The organism is Haloarcula sp. H-GB5, from assembly GCF_054850705.1.
Genome location: NZ_JBTWBG010000008.1, coordinates 24,950 through 44,011 on the forward strand (window position 1 = coordinate 24,950; position 19,062 = coordinate 44,011).

Here is a 19,062-nt window from a genome sequence, read left to right on the forward strand (position 1 = left end):
CGATGACTGACGGAACGCCCACCACACTGACCGACCGTATCGAAGCCGCACTGCGAGACGTGCGCGACCCGAACGCCGACCTCTCCGTGTTCGACGCAGGGTTCGTCGAGAACATCGACGCGGCCGACGGCGAGGTAACAATCGAAGCCGACCTGACCGCACTGGACGGCGGGACAAGTACGCAGGTCGTTCAGGCGATGCTCCACGCAGTCGACGACGTGGACGGCGTCGAGAGCGTCCACGTCGAGCGGACGACACCGACGAGCGAGGGGCAAAGCGGCGTCGAGTCCTTCGACCACGTCGTGGCCGTCGCCAGCGCGAAAGGCGGCGTCGGCAAGTCGACGGTCGCCACGCATCTGGCCTGTGCGCTGGCCGCGGACAACGCCGTGGCGCTGTTCGACGCCGACATCCACGGACCCAACGTGCCCGAACTGCTGGATGTGAGCGGGCCGGTCCACTCCAGCGAAGAGGGCGACCCGCTCCCGGTCCGGGCTGGCGACATGGATGTGATGAGCGTTGGCCTGATGGAAAGCGGCGCGCCGCTGGCCTGGCGCGGCGCGATGGCCCACGACGCGCTCGATGACCTATTCGAGAACACCGCCTGGCGAAACGACGAGATACTGGTGCTCGACCTGCCACCAGGGACGGGCGACGTGGTGCTGACGACGCTGCAGGAGGTCCCCGTCGACGGTGTGGTCGTCGTGACGACGCCATTTCACGCGAGCGTCAGCGACACCAGCCGAACCGTCGAGCTGTTCCGCGACAACGACGTGCCGGTGCTGGGGACCGTCGTCAACATGGCCGAGTACGTCTGTGACTGCTGTGGCGAACCGAACGACCTGTTCACCGGCGACGCGCTAGGAGACCTCGATGCGGAGGTCCTGGCCGAACTCCCGTTCTCACACGACCTGCAGGGGACGCCAGCACCCGGCGACGTGCCAGATACTGTCAGCGACCTCGGGGACGCCGTCGAGTCCGCCCTCGACACCGCAGACGAGGTGTCGATCGCCCCGACCGCCGATATCCGGGGCCTGCCGCCACAGGAACGCAAGGATCTGGTTCGAGACCAGTTCATCGCGCTGGACAGCGGCGAGCCGTTCGTCCTCGTCAGCGACCGCGATCCGACGCCGGTCGGACAATTTCTGGGCCAGCTCGCGGAAGCCCCACGCGAGGCCTTCGACCCGTTCGATGTCCGCCGGGAAACACCCGAGGCCTGGGTGCTGGAGACAGTCAAGCCGTAGGTATAGTCGCTGGCAGTAAGCAGTGACAAATAGTAGCACGCCGCCAGCGCAGGTCTAAAGGCATAATTGTCCGCACCCGTAGTAACACGGTAATGACCGCTATACTCGTCGCAGCGGGTCGACTGGCGCGCGGTCGGTCACGTGGCAGATCCCGACAGGGTGGAGGGGCAGCGTGACCGACGCGTTTGCGGTGATGAACGCTATCGGGCTGGTCGGGTTCGCATTCGTCGGCGCGGCGAAAGCCATCGAAGAGCGCTACGATGTGTTCGGTGTCACGGTCGTCGGCGTGATGACGGCGCTGGGTGGCGGGACGACGCGGGACCTGCTGTTGAACAGAGTGCCGAACTCCCTGCAGTCGCCCGGCGAAGTCGCCCTGTCGCTGCTTGGTGTCACCGCCGCTGTGCTGTTCGTGCATTTCCTCGACGACGGTCACCAGCACCCCGTCGTCCTGACGGCCGATGCCATCGGGCTGGCGGCCTTCTCGACTACTGGAGCGCTGTTAGGTCAGCAGGCCGGCCTCCCGGTGTTTGCCGTCGTCGCGCTGGCGACGGTCAACGCGGCCGGCGGCGGCGCGATATCGGACCTGCTGTTGGGCCGGACGCCCTTTATTCTCCGCGAGGACTTCTACGCGTCCTGTGCTGTTATCGGCGGCCTCGCCTTCTGGGCGCTGGCACAGATTGGCGTCAGCGTCAGCGTGGCATCGGCCGGGTGCGCACTCGCGGTGCTGTTGGCCCGGGGGCTGGGAATCGGCCGCGGGTGGTCGCTCCCGACGGTACAGGCGTGGGAGCGACGCGACGCACAGTAGGACGGCCCGCAGTTCCGGCTTCTCGTCTGTCATGCCCCATTCTTGCATCCGCTGGACTTCATCGCTGTGACCACTGTGCGACCGCCTGCGGGAGCGGTATCCCGTGCTCGTCGCGATGGTGGTCGGTGTATAGACGCTTTTGAGCGCGTATTGGGGGTGAAGAGACAGTCGACCGCCGCGACAAACCCGGGGAACGCCCCGGTGAGCCGCTACTGAAAGAGTATCTCTCGGGTCGTCGTTGCCAGCGACGCGTAGAACGGTTCCCGTGTCTCTGTCTCGACTTGCCTGAGGAACTCGTCAGCCCAGACAGCGAGGTGTTCCTCGAAGAACTGGTCGAGGTGTTCGTCGAAGCCCGTTTCCGCGAGGTAGGCGGCGAACTCCAGTTCCGTGGCGATGTGGTCCGGGAGGTCCGAATGGGCCGCCGCGGGCTGGACGCCGAACTCCCTGTACCAGCGCACGACGGCCGTCGTGGCTGGACCCTTGACCGGGCCGAGTGCATCCGGGTCCTCACCGTCACGATAGACGCTCTCGTAGGGCGGACACGGCGGTCCCGCTGGACCGACGAACAGTCGGGTGTACTCGGTCCTGAGACGATGGCGGTCGGCCGAGCCGATGTCACCGACCACCGGAGCCAACTCACCGGCCTCAATGGCTTCGGTCAGTTGCTCGGTCGGTTCTCGCCAGCATTCGGCGAGGACGGCGTAGGTCGCCGCTGCGTCCGACCGAAACCCATCGCTTCCAGTGTCGCGCTCGGGTGACTGCTCGCGTGTGGTGGGGGTATCAGTCTGTCCAGTCATTGTCGTTCCTTTGTGCCGCCATCAGTCGCGTACTGTCCGTCGACTCGCTGGATCGGTACGTACTTCAGGCCGAGCGTGACGATGAGCGCACCGAAGGCGACGATACCGAGGGTGACAACCACCTCGACCAGCGTCGGGGTGTAGGCCCCCGCAGTCGCCCAGATGTCTGTCGTGATGCCGGCGTACTCGCCACCGAGCGAGATGCCCGGTGGGAGATCGATGTTAGCGACCTCGTATCCTGTAAACACCAGTCGGACCCCTTCGAACATCGTGCCGAAGACCGCGAGAAGGCTCGCGGTGAAGATGACCGACACGCGCTTCCGGAGCGATGGGATCATCAGCATGACAAGCGGGACTGCGCCGCCGACAACGGTCCAGAGCCAGAAGTAGACGGACTCGCCGATGAGGAAGCCACTGGTGATGGCCCAGAACTCGAAGTGGTTCGCCCAGGCGTGGGGCAGTCGTTCCGCCGCGAGCAGATACACCACGTGCAGCGCGAGGAAGACACCGAGTATCTTGCCGACACTCGTGAGTTCCTCGCGGTCGACCTCGTAGTTCGTAAGCCGGTCTGCGAGGACCGACACGACCAGCAACAATCCGAGACCGGAGACGAGCGCCTTGGCGATGAACACCGGTGCGACGAGGGGGCTGAACCAGTCGCCACGCCCGATCTGCGTCGCGAAGATCCACCCGGTCACGGAGTGAAGGGCGACCGCAGTCGGGAGTGCGAGTGCTGCGGTCCAGAACATGAGCGTGCGGTCGCGCTCACGTCCGTCGGCGGTGTCATCGACACCCAGTGCGAGCGGCGACCCCCGCGCAGCCAGGTCACGGCGCGTCAGGAGCCACAGATACCAGAGGTTTAGCACGCCGTAGAGAATGACAATCCCGAAGTCCCACACCATCGGCGATCGGAAATCCGGCGAGGTGAAGAACTGGTAGAGCCGCTCGGGCCGCCCGATGTCCGGGAGGATGAGCAGGCCTGCGACGGTGATGCACGCGAGACTGACCAGCACCCCGAGTCGTGCGAACCCCTCGTAGCGGTGTGAGTGGAAGAACTTCGGTGCGCTGGAGATGATGAGCCCCCCGGCAGACAGCCCGACGAACAGGACGAACATCATGATGTACAGCCCCCACGAGAAGACGTTGCGCATCCCCGTGGCCACAAGACCCGTCGTGAGCTGGTAGCCCCAGGCTGCCAGTCCAGCGACTATGACGGTCGCGAGCAGCCCGAGCCACAGCTTTCCTTTCGTTCCGAAGGCCGGGATCGCGATCCGGGATGAGTCAGCGGCCATCAGTCATCACCTCCGGACCCCACTGCTGGGACGTGTGGAGCTGCATCACCCTCGATGGAGTGGTGGCTTCCACCCGAGCCACTGCTGTCGCTTTCACCGGCCTCAGCTGGCACGTCCTCTGATCCATCGGACCACGGAGAGACATCGTCGAGTTCGCTCTCCATTTTATCCGACGTCTGTGGCCGACCGGGGCTCATCTCGCCGCTGATGTAGTGCGTCTTCGGGTTCGTCCCGCGGTCTTCGAGGAGCTGGTCCGTCTCGTACTCGTTGATGTATTTCGAGACAGTACTCCCCTCGTCGTCGAGGTCGCCGAAGATGCGTGCGTCGGCGGGACAGTTGACGACACAGGCCGGGTCAAGTCCCTCGTCGACGCGATGGCTACAGAACGTACACTTCTCGACGACGCCCTGTGGCCGGGCGGCAACGTCGCCCGTTCCCTCCTCGGGCATGTGTTCGGGTTCATCCCAGTTGAACACCCGCGCGTTGTACGGACAGGCGGCCATGCAGTAGCGACAGCCGATACACTTGTCGTAGTCGATTTCGACGATTCCGTCGTCCCGTGTGTACGTCGCGTTGACCGGACAGACCTTCACACAGGGCGCGTTTTCGCAGTGCTGGCACGCCGTCGGCTGGTACTGCATGTCCAGCGAGCCACTGCCGCCGTCCTCTGGGTAGCCACCGGACGGAGTGTCGATCTTGTCGCCGCCCTCCGTCAGGACGCGGTTCCAGAACTGCCCCATCGGGACGTTGTTCTCCTGTTTACACGACACTGCGCATGCCTGACAGCCGATACACCGCTCCTGATCGATTACGAGGCCATAGTTTGTCATCGTTAGTCACCTCCTGCACGTGATGTTTCAGCGCCAGTCCCACGCGGGTTGTCCGTTTCGTACTTCTCCGTGTCGAGGTCGTCGGGAGCCGGCTCGACGGCGACACGGACATCGTAGAACGACATTGTCTGGCCGATTTCACTGACCTCGTTGTGCGTGAGGTCGTTGTGGTGACCCTTGAGGTAGTCACGTGACCACCATCCCTGGTCAGTGTTTACCAGCCCAGGCTGGAACGCCTCGTTGTACTTCGCCTTCACAATCATCTCGCCGCGGTCGTTGTACACGCGGACGTACTCGCCGTCCTCGATACCGCGAGCCTTCGCATCCGACGGATGGATGTCCAGCTGCGGTTCGGGGTTGACCTCGCGCACCCAGTTCAGCATCTCGTACTGTGAGTGGATGCGGAACCGACTGTGCTTCTGCATGAACATCAGCGGGTACTCGTCGGCCTTCTCGTAGTCGTCGGCCGTGCGGTCTTCGAGTGGTCGCGGGAGGTCGAACGTCACGCCCTCCTCGCTCGGGGCGTCATCGTCGTACATCTTGATGCGCCCCGTGTCAGTGGGGAATGCATCGGTGTACTTGACGATGGGAATGTTCTGCTTCTTCTGGGTCCCCTGCTCGAACAGCGTCTCGAAGTCGATGGCATCGTCCCGGCTGGCGAGTTCCCGGAGCATCTCGCGTTTCGCCTCCGGGAAGTAGTCGCCGAACCCGAGTCGCTCCGCAAGCCCGCGAATCGCGTAGTAGTCGTCTCTCGCCTCCCACATCGGTTCCTGAACCTTGTGTCGATAACTGATGTGTGGATGGGACCCCCAGCTGGACGTGATGTCCTCCTGTTCGAACCAGTGTGGGGCCGGGAGGATGATATCTGCGTGCTGGACCGTGTCCGTGTGGTGCATATCCGCAACCACGTACATTTCGAGGTTTTTGATGGCCTTTCTGAACCGCTGGCGGTCCGGGAACTGGTTCCCCATCATGTTCGACTCGATCGAGTAGACGGCCCTGACCTTGTGCGGGTCACCGTCGAGTATCGCGTCCGGGTATTCGGGGAAGTACAGCGACGGTCCGGGGTCGGCGTCCTCGGGAGCGCTCCAGCCACCGGTACTGAGCGACGCACCGCCGGAATGGTGCGCGTGGATGTTCCCGTGCCGGCCGTAGTCGCCGGTTAGCCCCATCAGCATCGCGTAGGTCTGGCCGAAGACGTGCCCGTGTTTGTACCGCCCGATCGCGTAACTCGGGGCGATGCCACCGGGGCCGCGCGTCGCCAGCCATCGGACTGCAGTGCGGATGTTCTCCGCATCGACACCGGTCTTCTCCGCGACTTTCGATGGGGCGTAGTCGGCCACGTGGTCACGGAGTCGGGTCAGTGCTGTCTCACATTCGATACCGTCGACGGTGTACTCCCCGAAGAGGGCGTACGGGCCGTCGGTCTCGGGTTTGAGTTCGACCGGCGTGTTACTGCCCCGTTCGACCGCGACGACCTGGTCGTCGCTGCCGTCGTCGAAGACGGTACTCGACTTGAGCAGGTCGCCGGTGTCCTTCCGAATTAGCGCCGGACCGGTCGTCCGCTTCCGAAGGAACTGTTCGTCGTACGTCCCGTCTTCGAAGACGGTGTGCATCATCGCAAGCGCGAGATGCACGTCTTTCCCGGGCCTGACCGGGAGCCACAGGTCGGCTTTCGACGCAGTCGTCGTATATACCGGGTCCACCACGACGAGTTTCGCCCCGCTCTCGACAGCATCGAGGACCTTCGAGGCGTCCATCTGGAACTGACTGGAGAAGATGTCCGACCCCCAGACGATGATGGTGTTCGCGTTCTCCCAGTCCTCGGCTTCGTTCGTCGGTGGCAGGAAGAAGCCGGTCCCAGTGACCCGGTTGAATCCGCGACCGACGTTGGCGTCGATTCCCCATGCAGACTGGGTTGAGCCGAACAGAGAGGCCAGGCGGCTGAACGCCTTGCCGGACTGGCCGTAGTTCCCCGACCCTTCGTGGAAGAGAACGCTCTCTGCGCCGTGGGCTGCCTTCAGCGACTGCATTTTGTCGGCAACCAGATCGAGCGCCTCGTCCCAAGAGACGCGCTCGAACTCGGCATCCGGGCCGCGTCCGTCGGGATTTGGCTCGTCGGGCGACCAGTCTGTCCGCTTCATCGGGTATTTCAGCCTCGTCGGGTCGTACACGCGCTGGGTGTGCGAGAGTCCGAGCACACAGGCCCGCTTGTACTGCTCGTCTTCCGGCGGATGTGGCTCGACCTTCTTCACCTGTCCGTCGCGGACGTGGACATCGATGGGACACTTCCCGCGGCAGTTCGGCGAGCAGACGGTCTGGATGACGTCGTTTTGTCCGACGTAGCTCTCGATACCCGGGTCGCGTTTTGACGCCGCCGTTTCGTCTCCGCGTTCGGCCAGTCCCTGGAGGAACTCGCCGCCGCCGAGACCGAGTGCAGCAGCCGCGCCTCCGGCTTTCAGCACATCGCGTCGGTACAGGCCATCGTTGTCAGTCATCGTCGAATCCCTCGGGTTTGGTCGGCCGCTCGTCTTCACCGAACTCCGCCAGTACCGCCTCGTGGTACTTTTCGTGGAATTCGGCGTCGCTCAGTTCCCCGTTCGAGACACGAATCGCGTCGCGAGCCATCCGTAGTCCCAAGTCAGTGTCGTAGTCGACGCCGTCAAGCATCGCTGTTGCTTCATCTTCCCACTCATCAATCGGCGTCAATCTCGGCTCCTGTGGGTTATTCATGGCTCTAGTTGTCGATTCCTCTCGGAACTCGGTAGGAAACGCGCTGTATTATGAAGCGGTTTAAGTACGGCTGCGGACCGCGCCAGTCCGTTCGCACTCACGGTGTCGCCGACAGACCGATGCTGTGTCGGGAAACGCGGTTTCCGGCGGAAGAAACAAACTTACGGGTCGAAAGCAGCCGTCGCGAGTTTCGATTCGACGGCGTTCAGGCGCTGAGAGAGCGCCGATTTCGAGATATCGAGCGTCGATGCGAGTTCGTCGAGGGTCGTCTGTCGGGGCTGCCGGTAGTAGCCTTCGTCGACCGCGAGTATCGCCGCTTCCCGTTGTTTTGTCGTGAGACAGGAGAGGTCGACAGTCGCAGGCTCCGACTCCGTCTCGTCGTCCTGCCGGGATGTCAGCCGTCGCAGACGGACTCTTTCGGCCGCTGATTGCATCTGCTCGACTAGCTCGCTGATGACGCTCCGGTCTGAGACGTACGTTTCGATGAAGAGGGTGTCACCGTCTACGCGTCGGGTTCGTGGCACACACCCGACCTCGCCAAACGCGAGACAGAGGCAGCCGTCCCCGACCTGATTTGTCGAATGAAGGACCCGCGCAGTACCGGTTTCATCGGAGACGGTCATCTCTGCGTGGCAGATTCCGTCGTCGATCTGGTTGTGAACGCTCTCGATGTCTGCGTCCGGATCCGAGAGTGGACACGAACAGTTATCGGGCAGCTCAATTTCGAACAGGATCTTGAGGGGCCGTTCGGTTGCGGTACCCGTTGTCGTCCCTGTACGCCCGCTCTCGGCTTGGTCCATCCTGTTTGCACCTCTCCGTCGTTTACTTAAATACGTTTTGTCAATTCTCACTGTAATCGGCAGACGGCGACATGTTCGTCCCGAACGTTCATGTATAAATATCTCCCAGCAGTCACGACGGTTCCAGATAGAAACTGTGCCCCACCGTGACCCAGAGAGACGGCGTCGTGGTCATGTCCACAAGTTGGTGTCACCAGATTCACAAGATAAATGCCGCCTCCGCCTGATACACCAACAATGGTCCTCTCGGACGTTTTGCTTGCCCCCCTGGGACTGGCTGCCCTCCTCCTTGCGGTGCCGATTGTGGTGCTGTATCTCATTCGACCGGACCCACAGGAACTCACGCTGCCGACGTTCCAGTTTCTCGTCGCCGGAGAGCGCCAGCAGTCAGCGACACCGTTTCTCGAACGGATTTCACGCAGCCTCCTCCTGCTGTTACAGGTGTTGGTTGTGCTGGTGCTCGCGGTCGGACTGGCGACACCGTATGTTACGGTCTCCGAGCGGGCGACGGTTGAGGAGACGGTCATCGTCGTCGACACGAGCGCGTCCATGCAGACAGACGCCGACGGCCAGACACGCTTCCAGCGGGCCGTCGCGGCCGCCCGGGAGGAGGTGACGGGGACGACATCTATCGTCACCACGACCAGCGGTGGCGATGTGGTACTCCAGCGTGGTACGCCGACAGCGGCACAGGGAACGCTAGACGGACTCACGCCAACGGACACGCCGGGGGAACTCAGCGGCGCTATCTCGCAGGCGGCTTCGCTGGCCGGCGAAAACGCCAGAATTGTCGTTCTGAGCGACTTCGCTGGTGAGGAGTGGACCACGGCGGTCACGACGGCGCGCGGGCGCGGCCTCTCCGTCGATCTCCAGCAGTTCGACGGCGGGGGCGACGCGAACGTCGGGTTCATCGACCGGCGGTTCTCCGGCTCGGCGGTGACGCTGTCGGTGAAAAACTACGGCGACTCGACCGTCACCCGGACCGTCCGGCTCGGTAACACCCAGCGAGAACTACAGCTCGGGCCAGACGACGTGGGTTCTGTGACGCTACCGGTCCCGACTGGCGGGAGTGAGGCGCAACTCAGCCCGGGCGACAGTTTCACGACTGACGACAGCGTCTACGTCGCCGCGCCGGCGGACGCGGCTGTCGACGTACTGGTGCTGACAAACGACCGGAACCGGTACCTGACCACCGCACTGTCGGTCGTCGACCGGGTGAACGTGACGGTCAGGCAGCCGCCGACGACGATTCAGGCCGACTACGACGTGATCCTGTACAGCAACGTTGAGCGGAGTTCGTTGCTCCCCGGGAACGTCGAAACCGGACGCGAGCTGGTCAAAGACGGTGGCGGCGTGGCGGTGCTGGCACAGGACAACCTCCCACAGCGGTATCGGGACCTCCTCCTCATCGAGCCCGGCGAGACACGGACGGGGGCGACGGTGGGTCAGACGGCACAGACACAGCTCACCCGCGGCATCGACTTCCAGCCGCCGGACGAGTACATCTCCGGCTCGCTACGCTCCGGGTCGGCTCAGGTGCAACTGGGCGACGGGACGCCGCTCATCGCGACCGAGGACCGGAGCGGTGGCCGTGTCATGTACTACGGCTACATCGAGGACCGGTCCAGCTTCAAGTTCAACTACCAGTATCCCGTGTTCTGGAAGCGGGCGGTGTACTATCTCGCGGACAGGGAACAGCTCCCGGCGCTGAACCACGAGACCGGTGAGACCGTCCGGTTCGGTAACACCACCGTCGAGGGGCCGGACGGTTCCATCTCCGGGACCTCGGTCCGGCTCCAGCGGGCCGGCCTCTACCGGAGTGAGAGCCGGCAGGTGAGCGCGTCGCTGCTGGACGAGGGCGAATCCAACACCAACGTCGAAACACTCGACCGGCGCTCCGGAACGGCCGGGAACCTCACCCGGACCGAACAGCGGTCGGTGCCACAGCCGCTGACCGAATACTTCGCGCTGGGCGGGCTGGTGCTCGCACTGGCCGAGGTCGGCTATCTGCGCCGACGGGGTGATCTCTGATGGCCGTTTCATACACCCTCGCGGAGGGGCTCACTGTCGGCGTCGAGCACCTGTGGCCGCTACTCGTCTTGCCGGTCGCCGTCGGCCTCCTCGTATATCTGGTCCGGCGCGGCGACGGCGGGCCGCGATCGGCCTCGAACCGGAGCCGCCGGCTCCTGCTCGCCAGCCGCGTACTCATCGTCTGCCTGCTCGTGCTCGGCGCGATGGAACCATACACCGTCCAGACCCGCGAGACACCGGGCGAACCGGGCGTGACACTGCTGACAGACGAATCCGCGAGCATGGGCATCTACCCGAACACGACCGACGAACTGGTACAGGACATCGAAGGCGAGGGGGTTCCGGTGACGCGAGCGACGATCGGCAGCGGGTCGAACTCGCGGATCGGTGACGGCGTGGCGGCAAATCTTCAAGAGAACGGAACGGTCGTCGTCGTCTCCGACGGGCGCGTCACGGAGGGTCGAAGCCTGGCGACGGCCGCCGAGGACGCCGCCGGGCTCAACGCGACTGTCCATAGCGTCACCCCGCAGTCGCCACGCACCGAGCGTGCCGTAGCGATAGCGGGGCCGTCGACGGTGAGCCGCGGCGTCCAGTCCCAGTACACCGTCTCGATGGAGGGCGTGAGTGTCATCGAATCGGTGCCCGTCGAGGTGACCATCGACGGCGAGACGGTCACTGAAGGCGAACTCCGACCGGACGGGACGCTCACCGTCGACCATACGTTCGAGGAAATCGGGTCACACCGCGTGACTGCGACGCTGTCCGGCGACGACGAGTACGCGCGAAACGACGTATTTTATAAGAGCGTCCGCGTCGTCGAACAGCCCGACGTGCTGTACGTCTCACAGGGCAAGTACCCGCTGCGAAACTACCTCGGCTCGCTGTACAACGTCTCGACGGCCTCGTCGGTTCCGGCGGACCTCGACGACTACGCCGCCGTCGTCATGCAAGACACGCCGTCGGGCAATATCGGGAACGCCACCGCGTTGCAGGACTTCGTCATCAACGGTGGCGGGCTGGTCGTCGCGGGCGGCGACAATGCCTACGAGAACGGTGGGTATGAAACGTCCTCGGTGGCCTCAATGCTCCCGGTCCGCGTGGGGAACGCGACCGGCGGCGAGTCGAACATCGTCATTCTCGTCGACGTGTCCGGTAGCGCCGAGGGCGGCCTCTCGATACAGAAAGCCGTCGCGCTGGATGTACTCGACCAGCTCGGCGACGAGAACCGGGTGGGCGTCGTCGCATTCAACCACGACGCATATCGCGTCTCGGAGATGCAAGCACTCGGCCAGAACCGGGCGGAGACTGCCGACAAGATACGCCGGCTGGAAAGCGGTGGCGCGACCGATATCGCTGTTGGGCTTCAGGGAGCCGACGAACTGCTGGGCGACCGCGAAGGGACGATCATCCTCCTCAGTGACGGTCAGGACCAGCTCGGCCCGCCGGCAGCCGTCGCCAACCAGCTGGGCCGCGAAGGGACGCGCGTCGTCTCGGTCGGCGTCGGCAAGCGGGTCGGCATCCCGACGATGCGCCAGATCGCCAGCGAGTCCGGCGGCTCGTACTTCGCGGCCGACGAGACCGAGCGGCTGCGGCTCCTCTTTGGCGGCTCCTCGCGGCGCTACCAGGGGGAGAACCTCACCATCGTCACAGAGGACACGTTCATCACCTCCGGCGTCGAGCTGACGGCCAATCCCGGTCAGGCGAACAACGTCCAGGTCAAGCCCGGTGCCGACTATCAGGTCGCCACCGCGGACGGGAAGCCGGCCATCACCTCCTGGCGGTTCGGGCTGGGCCGCGTGGTCTCTATTACCGCCTACGATTCGGACAACACGATGGGCGGCCTGCTCGACCGGCCGGACTCGCTGGTCGTCACGAGATCGGTCAATTACGCGGTCGGCGATCCAATGCGTACCCAGACCGGCGTCACGGCGGTCGGTGACGCCCGTGTGGGGCGTCCGACAACGCTGACCTACCGAGGCGATAGCCGCCCGGAGGCGGCGAACATCTCCTTCCGCCAGATCGGCGACGGCCGGTATCGCGGCGAGTTCACGCCTCGGGAGGCAGGATATCAGACCGCACTCGACACCGAGTACGCGGCGAACTACCCCGTCGAGTACGCGTCCTTCGGCCCGAGTGACAGCCTCGATGCGCTCGTCGAAACGACGGGCGGGCAGACCTTCAGCCCGAGCCAGGGCGAACAGATAGCCAGAGAGGCACGGCAGAAGTCCACCCGGGTCCGGACCGTTCGGGACACCTGGGACTGGGTTGCCCTGCTCGGCGCACTCCTGCTGTTCACCGGCGAGGTGGTCGCCCGGCGTGTTCAAGTGTACCGCGGTCGCACCTCCCTGGAGAGTGGTCTCCCGTGAGCGCAATCGGCCGCCGAATCAATCTCGGACTCGTATTGTTCGTCCTCCTCTCGATGGTCGGCACCGGCGGGACAACGGTGCTGTATCAGGACTCCGCGAGCGAACTACGATCGCAGAACCAGGATCTCAGACAGGAAAACGCCGAACTTCGAGGGAATCTGGACGACACCAGAAGTAACCTGGAATCTACCCGGACCCGCGTCGACGAACTCGAAGAGCGACTAGAGACGCGGTCGCAAGATGTCGATCAAGTCGCGACCAACCTGAACCAGACAGAAGAGCAACTGAACGCTACAGAGAGCCAGTTAGCGGAGACCCGGCAATCGCTCCGCAAGAGCGAAAACCGCGTCGAAGAACTGGAAGGGTCAGTCGAGGACCTGCGGGACGAGCGCGACAATCTCCAAGATGAAGTTGATGACCTCGAGTCGACAATCGGCGACCTAGAGGCCGAAAACGAGGAGTTAGAAGACGAGCGCAACGAACTAGAGGACAAAGTGTCGGACCTGCAGGACGAAATCGACAGTCTGGAATCACGGATCTCCTCTCTCGAAAGTGACATCCAGGACCTCGAAGACCAGAACGAAGAGCTGAGAGACGATATCGAGACCATCTGTAACAGGATGGAGACACCGGACCCGACCTGCGAGGACTACTGATGGACGATCCCGACACAGATACCGGAGAAAGCGGCGACGACGAGCCGCCTGAAAACGGACGGGCACAGGCACGCGAACGCATGGCTGACGCCATCGCCGAGGTCAGACGCGAGGGCAAGAAGGCGGCGTTCATCTACGCCACCGTCGACGCGGTGTTGATCTTCCTTCTGGTGAACATCTTCCTGACTGTCCTCTCGCCGACGGAACTCCCGACACAGCTGTCAGTTCCGGCGGCGGTGACGGACCCGGTCGGGGCAGCTGTCGGCCGCTCGATACCGAAGCTGACCTTCCCCACGGGTGCAGTCGTCGGCCTCGCCGTTGGGGGGGTCTGGTTCATCGGCGAGTACCTGCACCGGGTCCGCCAGCCGCTCGTCGAGCAGTTCGAGGCCGCAAACGCGAACGTCACCGACGCGCTCCGAACGGCCCGGGACGCGGTCGAGGACGGGGCCGAAACGCGGATGGCGGCCCGGCTCTACGAGGATGTTCTCGATGGGTTGAAACAGAGTTCGAGCATCGCACTCGTCGATAGCCGGCGGCTGCTCGGCACGCTTATCGTCGTTATCCTGCTGAGCCTGGCGACAGTGCAGGTGGCTGTCGTCGACATCGGCCTACTCGACCGCGACCCGGTCGAGACGGAGTCGCCGAACGACCGGCCCAGCGAGTACGAGGGGCTCGAAGACGGCGACGCGATACTCGGCGACAGCGAGGACGTGCAGGCCGGCGACGAGAACCTCACCGCCGAGATCGATTCGACTGGCGGTGAGGAGGAAATCGACCGGGACCAGTCGTTCCCATCGTCGCCGGACGCCGGGGAGCCGGGGAGCGGTGGCGGCACGGTCGACAGTCAGCAGGCCGGGTTCGCCAGCCAGGAAGAAGTCGAAGATGCGGACCTCATCCGCGAGTACAATCTCAGGATTCGAGACCGAGACACAGACGACGAGGACACCGACCCATGAGCCCAGAGCAAGACATCGACGAACTACAGCAGAAGATCGCGAACGCACGTGAACAGATCGCCACACGGATCGTTGGCCAGGAGGAGGTACTGGAGCAACTGCTCATCTGTATCCTGGCTGACGGCAACGCCCTGCTCGAATCGAACCCGGGACTGGGGAAGACAACGATGGTCCGGACCGTCGCGGAGGTGACCGACCTCCAGTTCTCCCGGATTCAGAACACCCCCGACCTGATGCCCTCCGACATCACCGGGACCGAGATCATCCGCGAAACCGACAGCGGGCGTGAGTTCGTCTTCGAGAAGGGACCGGTGTTCGCCAACGTCGTGCTGGCCGACGAGATCAACCGGGCGACGCCGAAGACACAGGCCGCCCTGCTGGAAGCGATGCAGGAGAAACAGGTGACTGCCGCGGGCGAGACATACGAACTGCCGCGCCCCTTCTTCATCCTGGCCACCCAGAACCCCATCGACCAGTCGGGGACCTACGCGCTCCCGGAGGCCCAGACCGACCGCTTCATGCTGAAGCTGCTGGTCGACTACCCCGACTACGACGAGGAGCGGACCATCGTCGACATGTACACCGCCGGCGCGGAACAGGTCCCCGTCGAGCGCTCGCTGACCCGCACGGAGATTCAGGAGATTCAGCAACTTGTCCGCGAAATGCCCATCGCCGACGATCTGCGTGACCGGGCGGTCCAGCTCGTCCGTCGGACCCGCGAGGCCGACGACATCGAGTTCGGTGCCAGCCCGCGGGCGAGCATGGCGCTCGTCCAGACGGCGAAGGCACGGGCGTTCCTCCACGGCCGTTCGCACGTCACCGGCGAGGACATTGAGGCGCTGGCCGCCCCTGTGCTCCGGCACCGGATTATCGTGGATTTCCGGGCCGAGCGGGAGGGACGGACGGCGGACGACCTCATCGCGGCCCTGCTGGAATGAGCTACCTAGTGCCCACGGTTCAGCGGGCGGCCCAGCAAGAGTGGGAGGGACAGCCGTGACTATCGAGCCGGACTTTCTGGACGAACTCGGCCGATTCACCGCGGCGCTGAACCGCCAGACGACTTCGATTCGGCAGGGCGATCAGCAATCCCCGCGGGTCGGGGAAGGACTCACATTCAGCGACTACCGGCGCTACTCGCCGGGGGACGACACGCGGCGTATCGACTGGAAGCTGTTCGCCCGCACCGAGGAATACTTTATCAAGCAGTACGAGGAAGAACGGAGCCTGACCGTCCACCTGCTCGTCGACACGAGTGCATCGATGGACTACGGCGACGCGGCGAGCCACAAGTTCGAGTACGCCGCCAAGCTCGGGCTCGGCTTCGCCTATCTCACCGCCGAAGAGAACAATGACTTCCGGTTCTGTACGTTCCGCGACCGGGTGGACCGTATCGATACAGGCCAGTCGAACCGGGGCGAACTCCTCTCGCTCATCGACCAACTGAACGAGGTTTCGCCGGCGGAGAAAGCGGACTTCGAATCCGCCCTAGAGGCATACGCCAAACGCATTCGCTCGCGCTCACTCGTCGTCGTGTTCAGCGACTGCCTGGCCGAGCCAGAGGCACTCGAATCCGGTGTCGCCGCGCTCGCACGTAACGACGCCGACGTACTGTTGGTCCGCGTGGTCGCCCCGGGGGAACGAGACCCCGGGGTCGTCGGTGACGTGCTGTTTGCCGACCCGGAAAGTGACGAGACACGCCGGTCGTATTTCAGCGGCTCGCTGGCCGAGACGTACCAGTCGCGGCTCGACGCCCATATCGACTCGGTGTCCAACCGCATCACGGCACTCGGCGCGGATCACGTACTTGTCGATACCGGAGAAGACTACTTCGACTCGTTTGCAAGCATCTGGCTGCGGTAGCCAAACGACAGCAAGAACAGCCTACTCTGCGAGGATGTGTGCCGGCAGGTCGTCACGGATGATCGTATCGCAGTACTCACAGCGAACGCCGTCGTCGCCGACAGCAAAACGCGAGTCGACTGGTTCGTCTTCGGTCGTGATGCAGTTGTGGTTCGGGCATTCGAGGACGCCCTCAACGACCGACGGCCGCTCGACGCGGCGTTTTTCCACAACGTCGTAGTCGCGGATGATGTTGATCGTCGCCGCGGGAGCGATGAGCGAGAGCACGTCGACCTCGTCCTGTGAGAGTTCGCGGCCCTCGACCTTGACGACATCTTTGTGCCCCAGACGGTCCGAGGGCATGTTCATCGCGACGGAGACGGAGTCGCCGCTGGTACCGTCGATGCCGAGAATCGCCAGGACGTTCAGCGCCTGTCCGCCCGCAATGTGGTCAAGAACGGTGCCGTTCCGGATCTTCGAGACGCGGAGTTGCTGGTCGTTGTCGCTCATTGGTCGCCTCCGAGCATCAGGTCGAGCAGCGCCATCCGTACCGGGACGCCGTTGTGGGCCTGCTGGAAGTACTGTGCATGGGTGGTTTCGTCGACATCGTGGGCGATCTCGTCGACCCGCGGAAGCGGGTGCATCACGGTCAGATCGTCCTTGGCCGCCTCAAGCGTGGCAGCGTCGATCTGGTACTGGCCGGCGACTTCGCGATACTCGCTCTCGTCCGGGAACCGCTCGGCCTGAATGCGCGTCACGTAGAGCACGTCCAGTTCCGGGAGTATCTCGTCGAGTTCGGTGTGCTCGCGGACGCCCGCACCGGCCTCGTGGAGGTCGTAGCGGACCGAACGAGGAAGCTGAAGCGACTCCGGACTGATGAAGTGCTGGCTGGCGTCGACGGTCGTGAGTGCGTGGGCCAGCGAGTGGACCGTCCGTCCGTACTTCAGGTCACCCATGATACCGATGGTCAGGTCGTCGAAGCCCGCGTTCTCACGGATCGTGTAGAGGTCGAGCAGCGTCTGTGTCGGGTGTTGGCCGGCCCCGTCGCCGGCGTTGACGAGCGGCACGTCGACGAACTCGCTCGCCATCTTTGCGGACCCCTCCATGGGATGCCGGAGCACGAGCGCGTCGGTGTACCCCTCAACGACGCGGACGGTATCGGCCAGTGACTCGCCTTTTTTCACGCTTGAGGACTCGACAGAACCCATGTCGACGATGTCGCCGCCGAGGCGTTTCATCGCCGTTGTGAAGCTCATCTTCGTCCGGGTACTCGGCTCGAAAAAGAGGAGCCCAAGCAGCGTGTCGCTGTGCCGGTCCGCAAACGCCCCCGGGTCAGCCGCGATGTCAGCCGCGCGGTCGAGCACCGTCTCGATGTCGCCCCGCGAGAGTTGTTTCGCGCTGATGATGTGGTCGTGCCGCATTTCACTCGGTACCGCGCTCCGGACGGTCTTGAATCCCCCGACACGGGAATTGAACGGTCGCTTACATCATCAGGTCAGAAAGAAATAGCGGCCGAAATAGCAATACGGGTCAGGGATTGCTCTGCCAGACATCGACGCGGGGCTCGGTGTACGCCTTACCGACGATGTCTGGGATGCCGTCACCGTCGAGGTCGACGACCTTCGCCTCGTGGGTAGGGATACCGGTATTCAGTTCTTTCTGCTCGAAATTCCCCGCGCCGTCGTTGTGGAACACGAGCTGTCGCGGTTCGTGTCCGTCCTCAAGCCCCATTTCCGCGACGAAGATGTCGGGGCTCCCGTCGCCGTCGAGGTCCGCCACGTCGAGGCTGTGTGGGTTCGAGAGGTCGTCGTGCAACAAAGTCAGGTTCCACTCGGGCGGGTCGAACACGCCCAGCCTGGCCGGGCGGTCGTCGAGATACGGTTCGTCACCCTCGACAAGGATTATTTCCAGATCGCCGTCGCCGTCGATGTCCTCGATAGCGACGCGGGTACACTGCCAGCCCTCGGCGATCGGCTCCCGGTCCCACCCATCGGCCGTCCGGTGGAAGACGTTGGGGCCGGCGACGATCTCGACCTCGCCGTCGCCGTCGACATCTTCGACAGCGACACCTTCGACATCGAGGTCTTCGGCGACGATGTGGCGGTTCGCCACCGGCCACGGCTCCCGGGTCGGGTCGTCGGGAATATCGTAGTAGAACACCTTCTTGGACTCCTGAGACAGTCCGACGACCTCGTTCTGGCCATCGCCGTCCACGTCCGCCACAGCAGTGTCGTGATATTTCTCGAAGTCGTCAGTGATGAGCCGCCGTGTCCACTGCTCTCGCGGGTCGTTCGGTATCTCGAACCACCACAGTTTGTGCTGGTGGATGTTCTGGCCGGCGACCATATCCGGACGACCGTTCCCCGTTATATCGCCCAGCGAGCCGCCGACGGAGAGTTCCGGTGCGCTGGCAACGTCGTGTCGCTCCCAGCCGGGGTTTTCGTACCAGAACACGTTCGTCTGGAGCCAGCGGGCCAGCGGCCCCATGCCGAACACGGACAGCAAGTCGACTGACTTGTCGACGAGCGGGAACTGGACTTCGTGTTCGTCGCCGAGCGCCCCGACGATAACATCTGGCCGACCGTTCCCCGTGAGGTCGGTCGTGAGACAGAAGCTCATCGTGCTCGCCGGTGGCGAGGCTTCGATGCGCTCGTGATGGAGGTTCATGTCCCAGCCGTTCGGGTGCATCGGTATTGTTATAGCCGGGCTAACACCG

17 protein-coding genes are annotated in these 19,062 nt (G+C 63.9%); 8 read left to right on the forward strand and 9 right to left on the reverse strand.

What is annotated here, in order from left to right:
• Positions 1-2 precede the first annotated feature (2 nt).
• Together ACYJ11_RS19940 and ACYJ11_RS19945 are read left to right on the forward strand one after the other, a co-directional pair.
• Positions 3-1,241: a P-loop NTPase gene (locus ACYJ11_RS19940; protein WP_461649162.1), complete on the forward strand. Its 1,239-nt coding sequence runs from the start codon at positions 3-5 to the stop codon at positions 1,239-1,241.
• A gap of 172 nt (positions 1,242-1,413) precedes the next feature.
• Positions 1,414-2,046, forward strand: a complete 633-nt coding sequence (locus ACYJ11_RS19945) for a trimeric intracellular cation channel family protein (RefSeq protein ID WP_326838527.1) — start codon at positions 1,414-1,416, stop codon at positions 2,044-2,046.
• Between the two features lie 209 nt (positions 2,047-2,255).
• Here the strand turns inward: ACYJ11_RS19945 and ACYJ11_RS19950 are convergent, their stop codons facing one another.
• The 6 genes from ACYJ11_RS19950 to ACYJ11_RS19975 form a co-directional block, all read right to left on the reverse strand.
• A complete protein-coding gene (locus ACYJ11_RS19950) occupies positions 2,256-2,843 on the reverse strand; it encodes a TorD/DmsD family molecular chaperone (protein WP_461649163.1) in 588 nt (195 codons plus the stop codon).
• Complete coding sequence (gene nrfD / locus ACYJ11_RS19955) at positions 2,840-4,135, reverse strand: NrfD/PsrC family molybdoenzyme membrane anchor subunit (protein WP_461649164.1); 1,296 nt, start codon at positions 4,133-4,135, stop codon at positions 2,840-2,842. Before nrfD ends, ACYJ11_RS19950 begins: the two co-directional genes overlap by 4 nt.
• The gene (gene dsrO, locus ACYJ11_RS19960; protein WP_461649165.1) at positions 4,135-4,965 is read right to left on the reverse strand and encodes a sulfate reduction electron transfer complex DsrMKJOP subunit DsrO; all 831 of its coding nucleotides are present in this window, start codon (positions 4,963-4,965) and stop codon (positions 4,135-4,137) included. Before dsrO ends, nrfD begins: the two co-directional genes overlap by 1 nt.
• A gap of 2 nt (positions 4,966-4,967) precedes the next feature.
• Entirely contained in the window at positions 4,968-7,463 is a 2,496-nt protein-coding gene (locus ACYJ11_RS19965) for a molybdopterin-dependent oxidoreductase (protein ID WP_461649166.1), read from the reverse strand.
• Positions 7,456-7,698, reverse strand: a complete 243-nt coding sequence (locus ACYJ11_RS19970) for a 4Fe-4S ferredoxin N-terminal domain-containing protein (protein ID WP_005533977.1) — start codon at positions 7,696-7,698, stop codon at positions 7,456-7,458. Before ACYJ11_RS19970 ends, ACYJ11_RS19965 begins: the two co-directional genes overlap by 8 nt.
• Positions 7,699-7,859: 161 nt before the next feature.
• Positions 7,860-8,498: a helix-turn-helix domain-containing protein gene (locus tag ACYJ11_RS19975; RefSeq protein WP_461649167.1), complete on the reverse strand. Its 639-nt coding sequence runs from the start codon at positions 8,496-8,498 to the stop codon at positions 7,860-7,862.
• 237 nt (positions 8,499-8,735) lie between these two features.
• On the opposite strand from ACYJ11_RS19975, the gene ACYJ11_RS19980 reads away from it, so the two are divergent.
• Genes ACYJ11_RS19980 through ACYJ11_RS20005 form a run of 6 tightly spaced genes read left to right on the forward strand, consistent with a single transcriptional unit; the run spans position 8,736 to position 16,367 of the window.
• A complete protein-coding gene (locus ACYJ11_RS19980; RefSeq protein WP_461649168.1) occupies positions 8,736-10,529 on the forward strand; it encodes a DUF7408 domain-containing protein in 1,794 nt (597 codons plus the stop codon).
• Complete coding sequence (locus ACYJ11_RS19985; RefSeq protein ID WP_461649169.1) at positions 10,529-12,895, forward strand: VWA domain-containing protein; 2,367 nt, start codon at positions 10,529-10,531, stop codon at positions 12,893-12,895. The genes ACYJ11_RS19980 and ACYJ11_RS19985 overlap by 1 nt, the downstream gene beginning before the upstream one ends.
• A complete protein-coding gene (locus ACYJ11_RS19990; protein WP_461649170.1) occupies positions 12,892-13,551 on the forward strand; it encodes a chromosome partitioning protein in 660 nt (219 codons plus the stop codon). Before ACYJ11_RS19985 ends, ACYJ11_RS19990 begins: the two co-directional genes overlap by 4 nt.
• Positions 13,551-14,507, forward strand: coding sequence for a DUF7502 family protein (locus ACYJ11_RS19995; RefSeq protein ID WP_461649171.1), 957 nt, complete (start codon positions 13,551-13,553; stop codon positions 14,505-14,507). Before ACYJ11_RS19990 ends, ACYJ11_RS19995 begins: the two co-directional genes overlap by 1 nt.
• Positions 14,504-15,445: an AAA family ATPase gene (locus ACYJ11_RS20000; RefSeq protein ID WP_461649172.1), complete on the forward strand. Its 942-nt coding sequence runs from the start codon at positions 14,504-14,506 to the stop codon at positions 15,443-15,445. Before ACYJ11_RS19995 ends, ACYJ11_RS20000 begins: the two co-directional genes overlap by 4 nt.
• 55 nt (positions 15,446-15,500) lie before the next feature.
• Positions 15,501-16,367, forward strand: a complete 867-nt coding sequence (locus tag ACYJ11_RS20005; RefSeq protein WP_461649173.1) for a DUF58 domain-containing protein — start codon at positions 15,501-15,503, stop codon at positions 16,365-16,367.
• A gap of 21 nt (positions 16,368-16,388) precedes the next feature.
• On the opposite strand, the gene pyrI is transcribed toward ACYJ11_RS20005, so the two are convergent.
• From pyrI to ACYJ11_RS20020, 3 genes are all read right to left on the reverse strand, one after another.
• Positions 16,389-16,856: an aspartate carbamoyltransferase regulatory subunit gene (pyrI, locus tag ACYJ11_RS20010; RefSeq protein ID WP_170096363.1), complete on the reverse strand. Its 468-nt coding sequence runs from the start codon at positions 16,854-16,856 to the stop codon at positions 16,389-16,391.
• Entirely contained in the window at positions 16,853-17,767 is a 915-nt protein-coding gene (gene pyrB / locus ACYJ11_RS20015; RefSeq protein WP_188850878.1) for an aspartate carbamoyltransferase, read from the reverse strand. The genes pyrI and pyrB overlap by 4 nt, the downstream gene beginning before the upstream one ends.
• Positions 17,768-17,876: 109 nt before the next feature.
• The gene (locus tag ACYJ11_RS20020) at positions 17,877-19,034 is read right to left on the reverse strand and encodes an FG-GAP repeat domain-containing protein (protein ID WP_461649174.1); all 1,158 of its coding nucleotides are present in this window, start codon (positions 19,032-19,034) and stop codon (positions 17,877-17,879) included.
• Positions 19,035-19,062: the final 28 nt, after the last annotated feature.

Coding starts and splice junctions, on each gene's coding strand:
- ACYJ11_RS19970 (WP_005533977.1), bottom strand. CDS start 7,698: ATGAATAACCCACAGGAGCCGAGATTGACGCCGATTGATGAGTGGGAA.
- ACYJ11_RS19995 (WP_461649171.1), top strand. CDS start 13,551: ATGGACGATCCCGACACAGATACCGGAGAAAGCGGCGACGACGAGCCG.
- ACYJ11_RS19985 (WP_461649169.1), top strand. CDS start 10,529: ATGGCCGTTTCATACACCCTCGCGGAGGGGCTCACTGTCGGCGTCGAG.
- ACYJ11_RS19975 (WP_461649167.1), bottom strand. CDS start 8,498: ATGGACCAAGCCGAGAGCGGGCGTACAGGGACGACAACGGGTACCGCA.
- ACYJ11_RS20020 (WP_461649174.1), bottom strand. CDS start 19,034: ATGCACCCGAACGGCTGGGACATGAACCTCCATCACGAGCGCATCGAA.
- ACYJ11_RS19980 (WP_461649168.1), top strand. CDS start 8,736: ATGGTCCTCTCGGACGTTTTGCTTGCCCCCCTGGGACTGGCTGCCCTC.
- pyrI (WP_170096363.1), bottom strand. CDS start 16,856: ATGAGCGACAACGACCAGCAACTCCGCGTCTCGAAGATCCGGAACGGC.
- ACYJ11_RS19940 (WP_461649162.1), top strand. CDS start 3: ATGACTGACGGAACGCCCACCACACTGACCGACCGTATCGAAGCCGCA.
- ACYJ11_RS19950 (WP_461649163.1), bottom strand. CDS start 2,843: ATGACTGGACAGACTGATACCCCCACCACACGCGAGCAGTCACCCGAG.
- pyrB (WP_188850878.1), bottom strand. CDS start 17,767: ATGCGGCACGACCACATCATCAGCGCGAAACAACTCTCGCGGGGCGAC.
- ACYJ11_RS20000 (WP_461649172.1), top strand. CDS start 14,504: ATGAGCCCAGAGCAAGACATCGACGAACTACAGCAGAAGATCGCGAAC.
- dsrO (WP_461649165.1), bottom strand. CDS start 4,965: ATGACAAACTATGGCCTCGTAATCGATCAGGAGCGGTGTATCGGCTGT.
- ACYJ11_RS19965 (WP_461649166.1), bottom strand. CDS start 7,463: ATGACTGACAACGATGGCCTGTACCGACGCGATGTGCTGAAAGCCGGA.
- nrfD (WP_461649164.1), bottom strand. CDS start 4,135: ATGGCCGCTGACTCATCCCGGATCGCGATCCCGGCCTTCGGAACGAAA.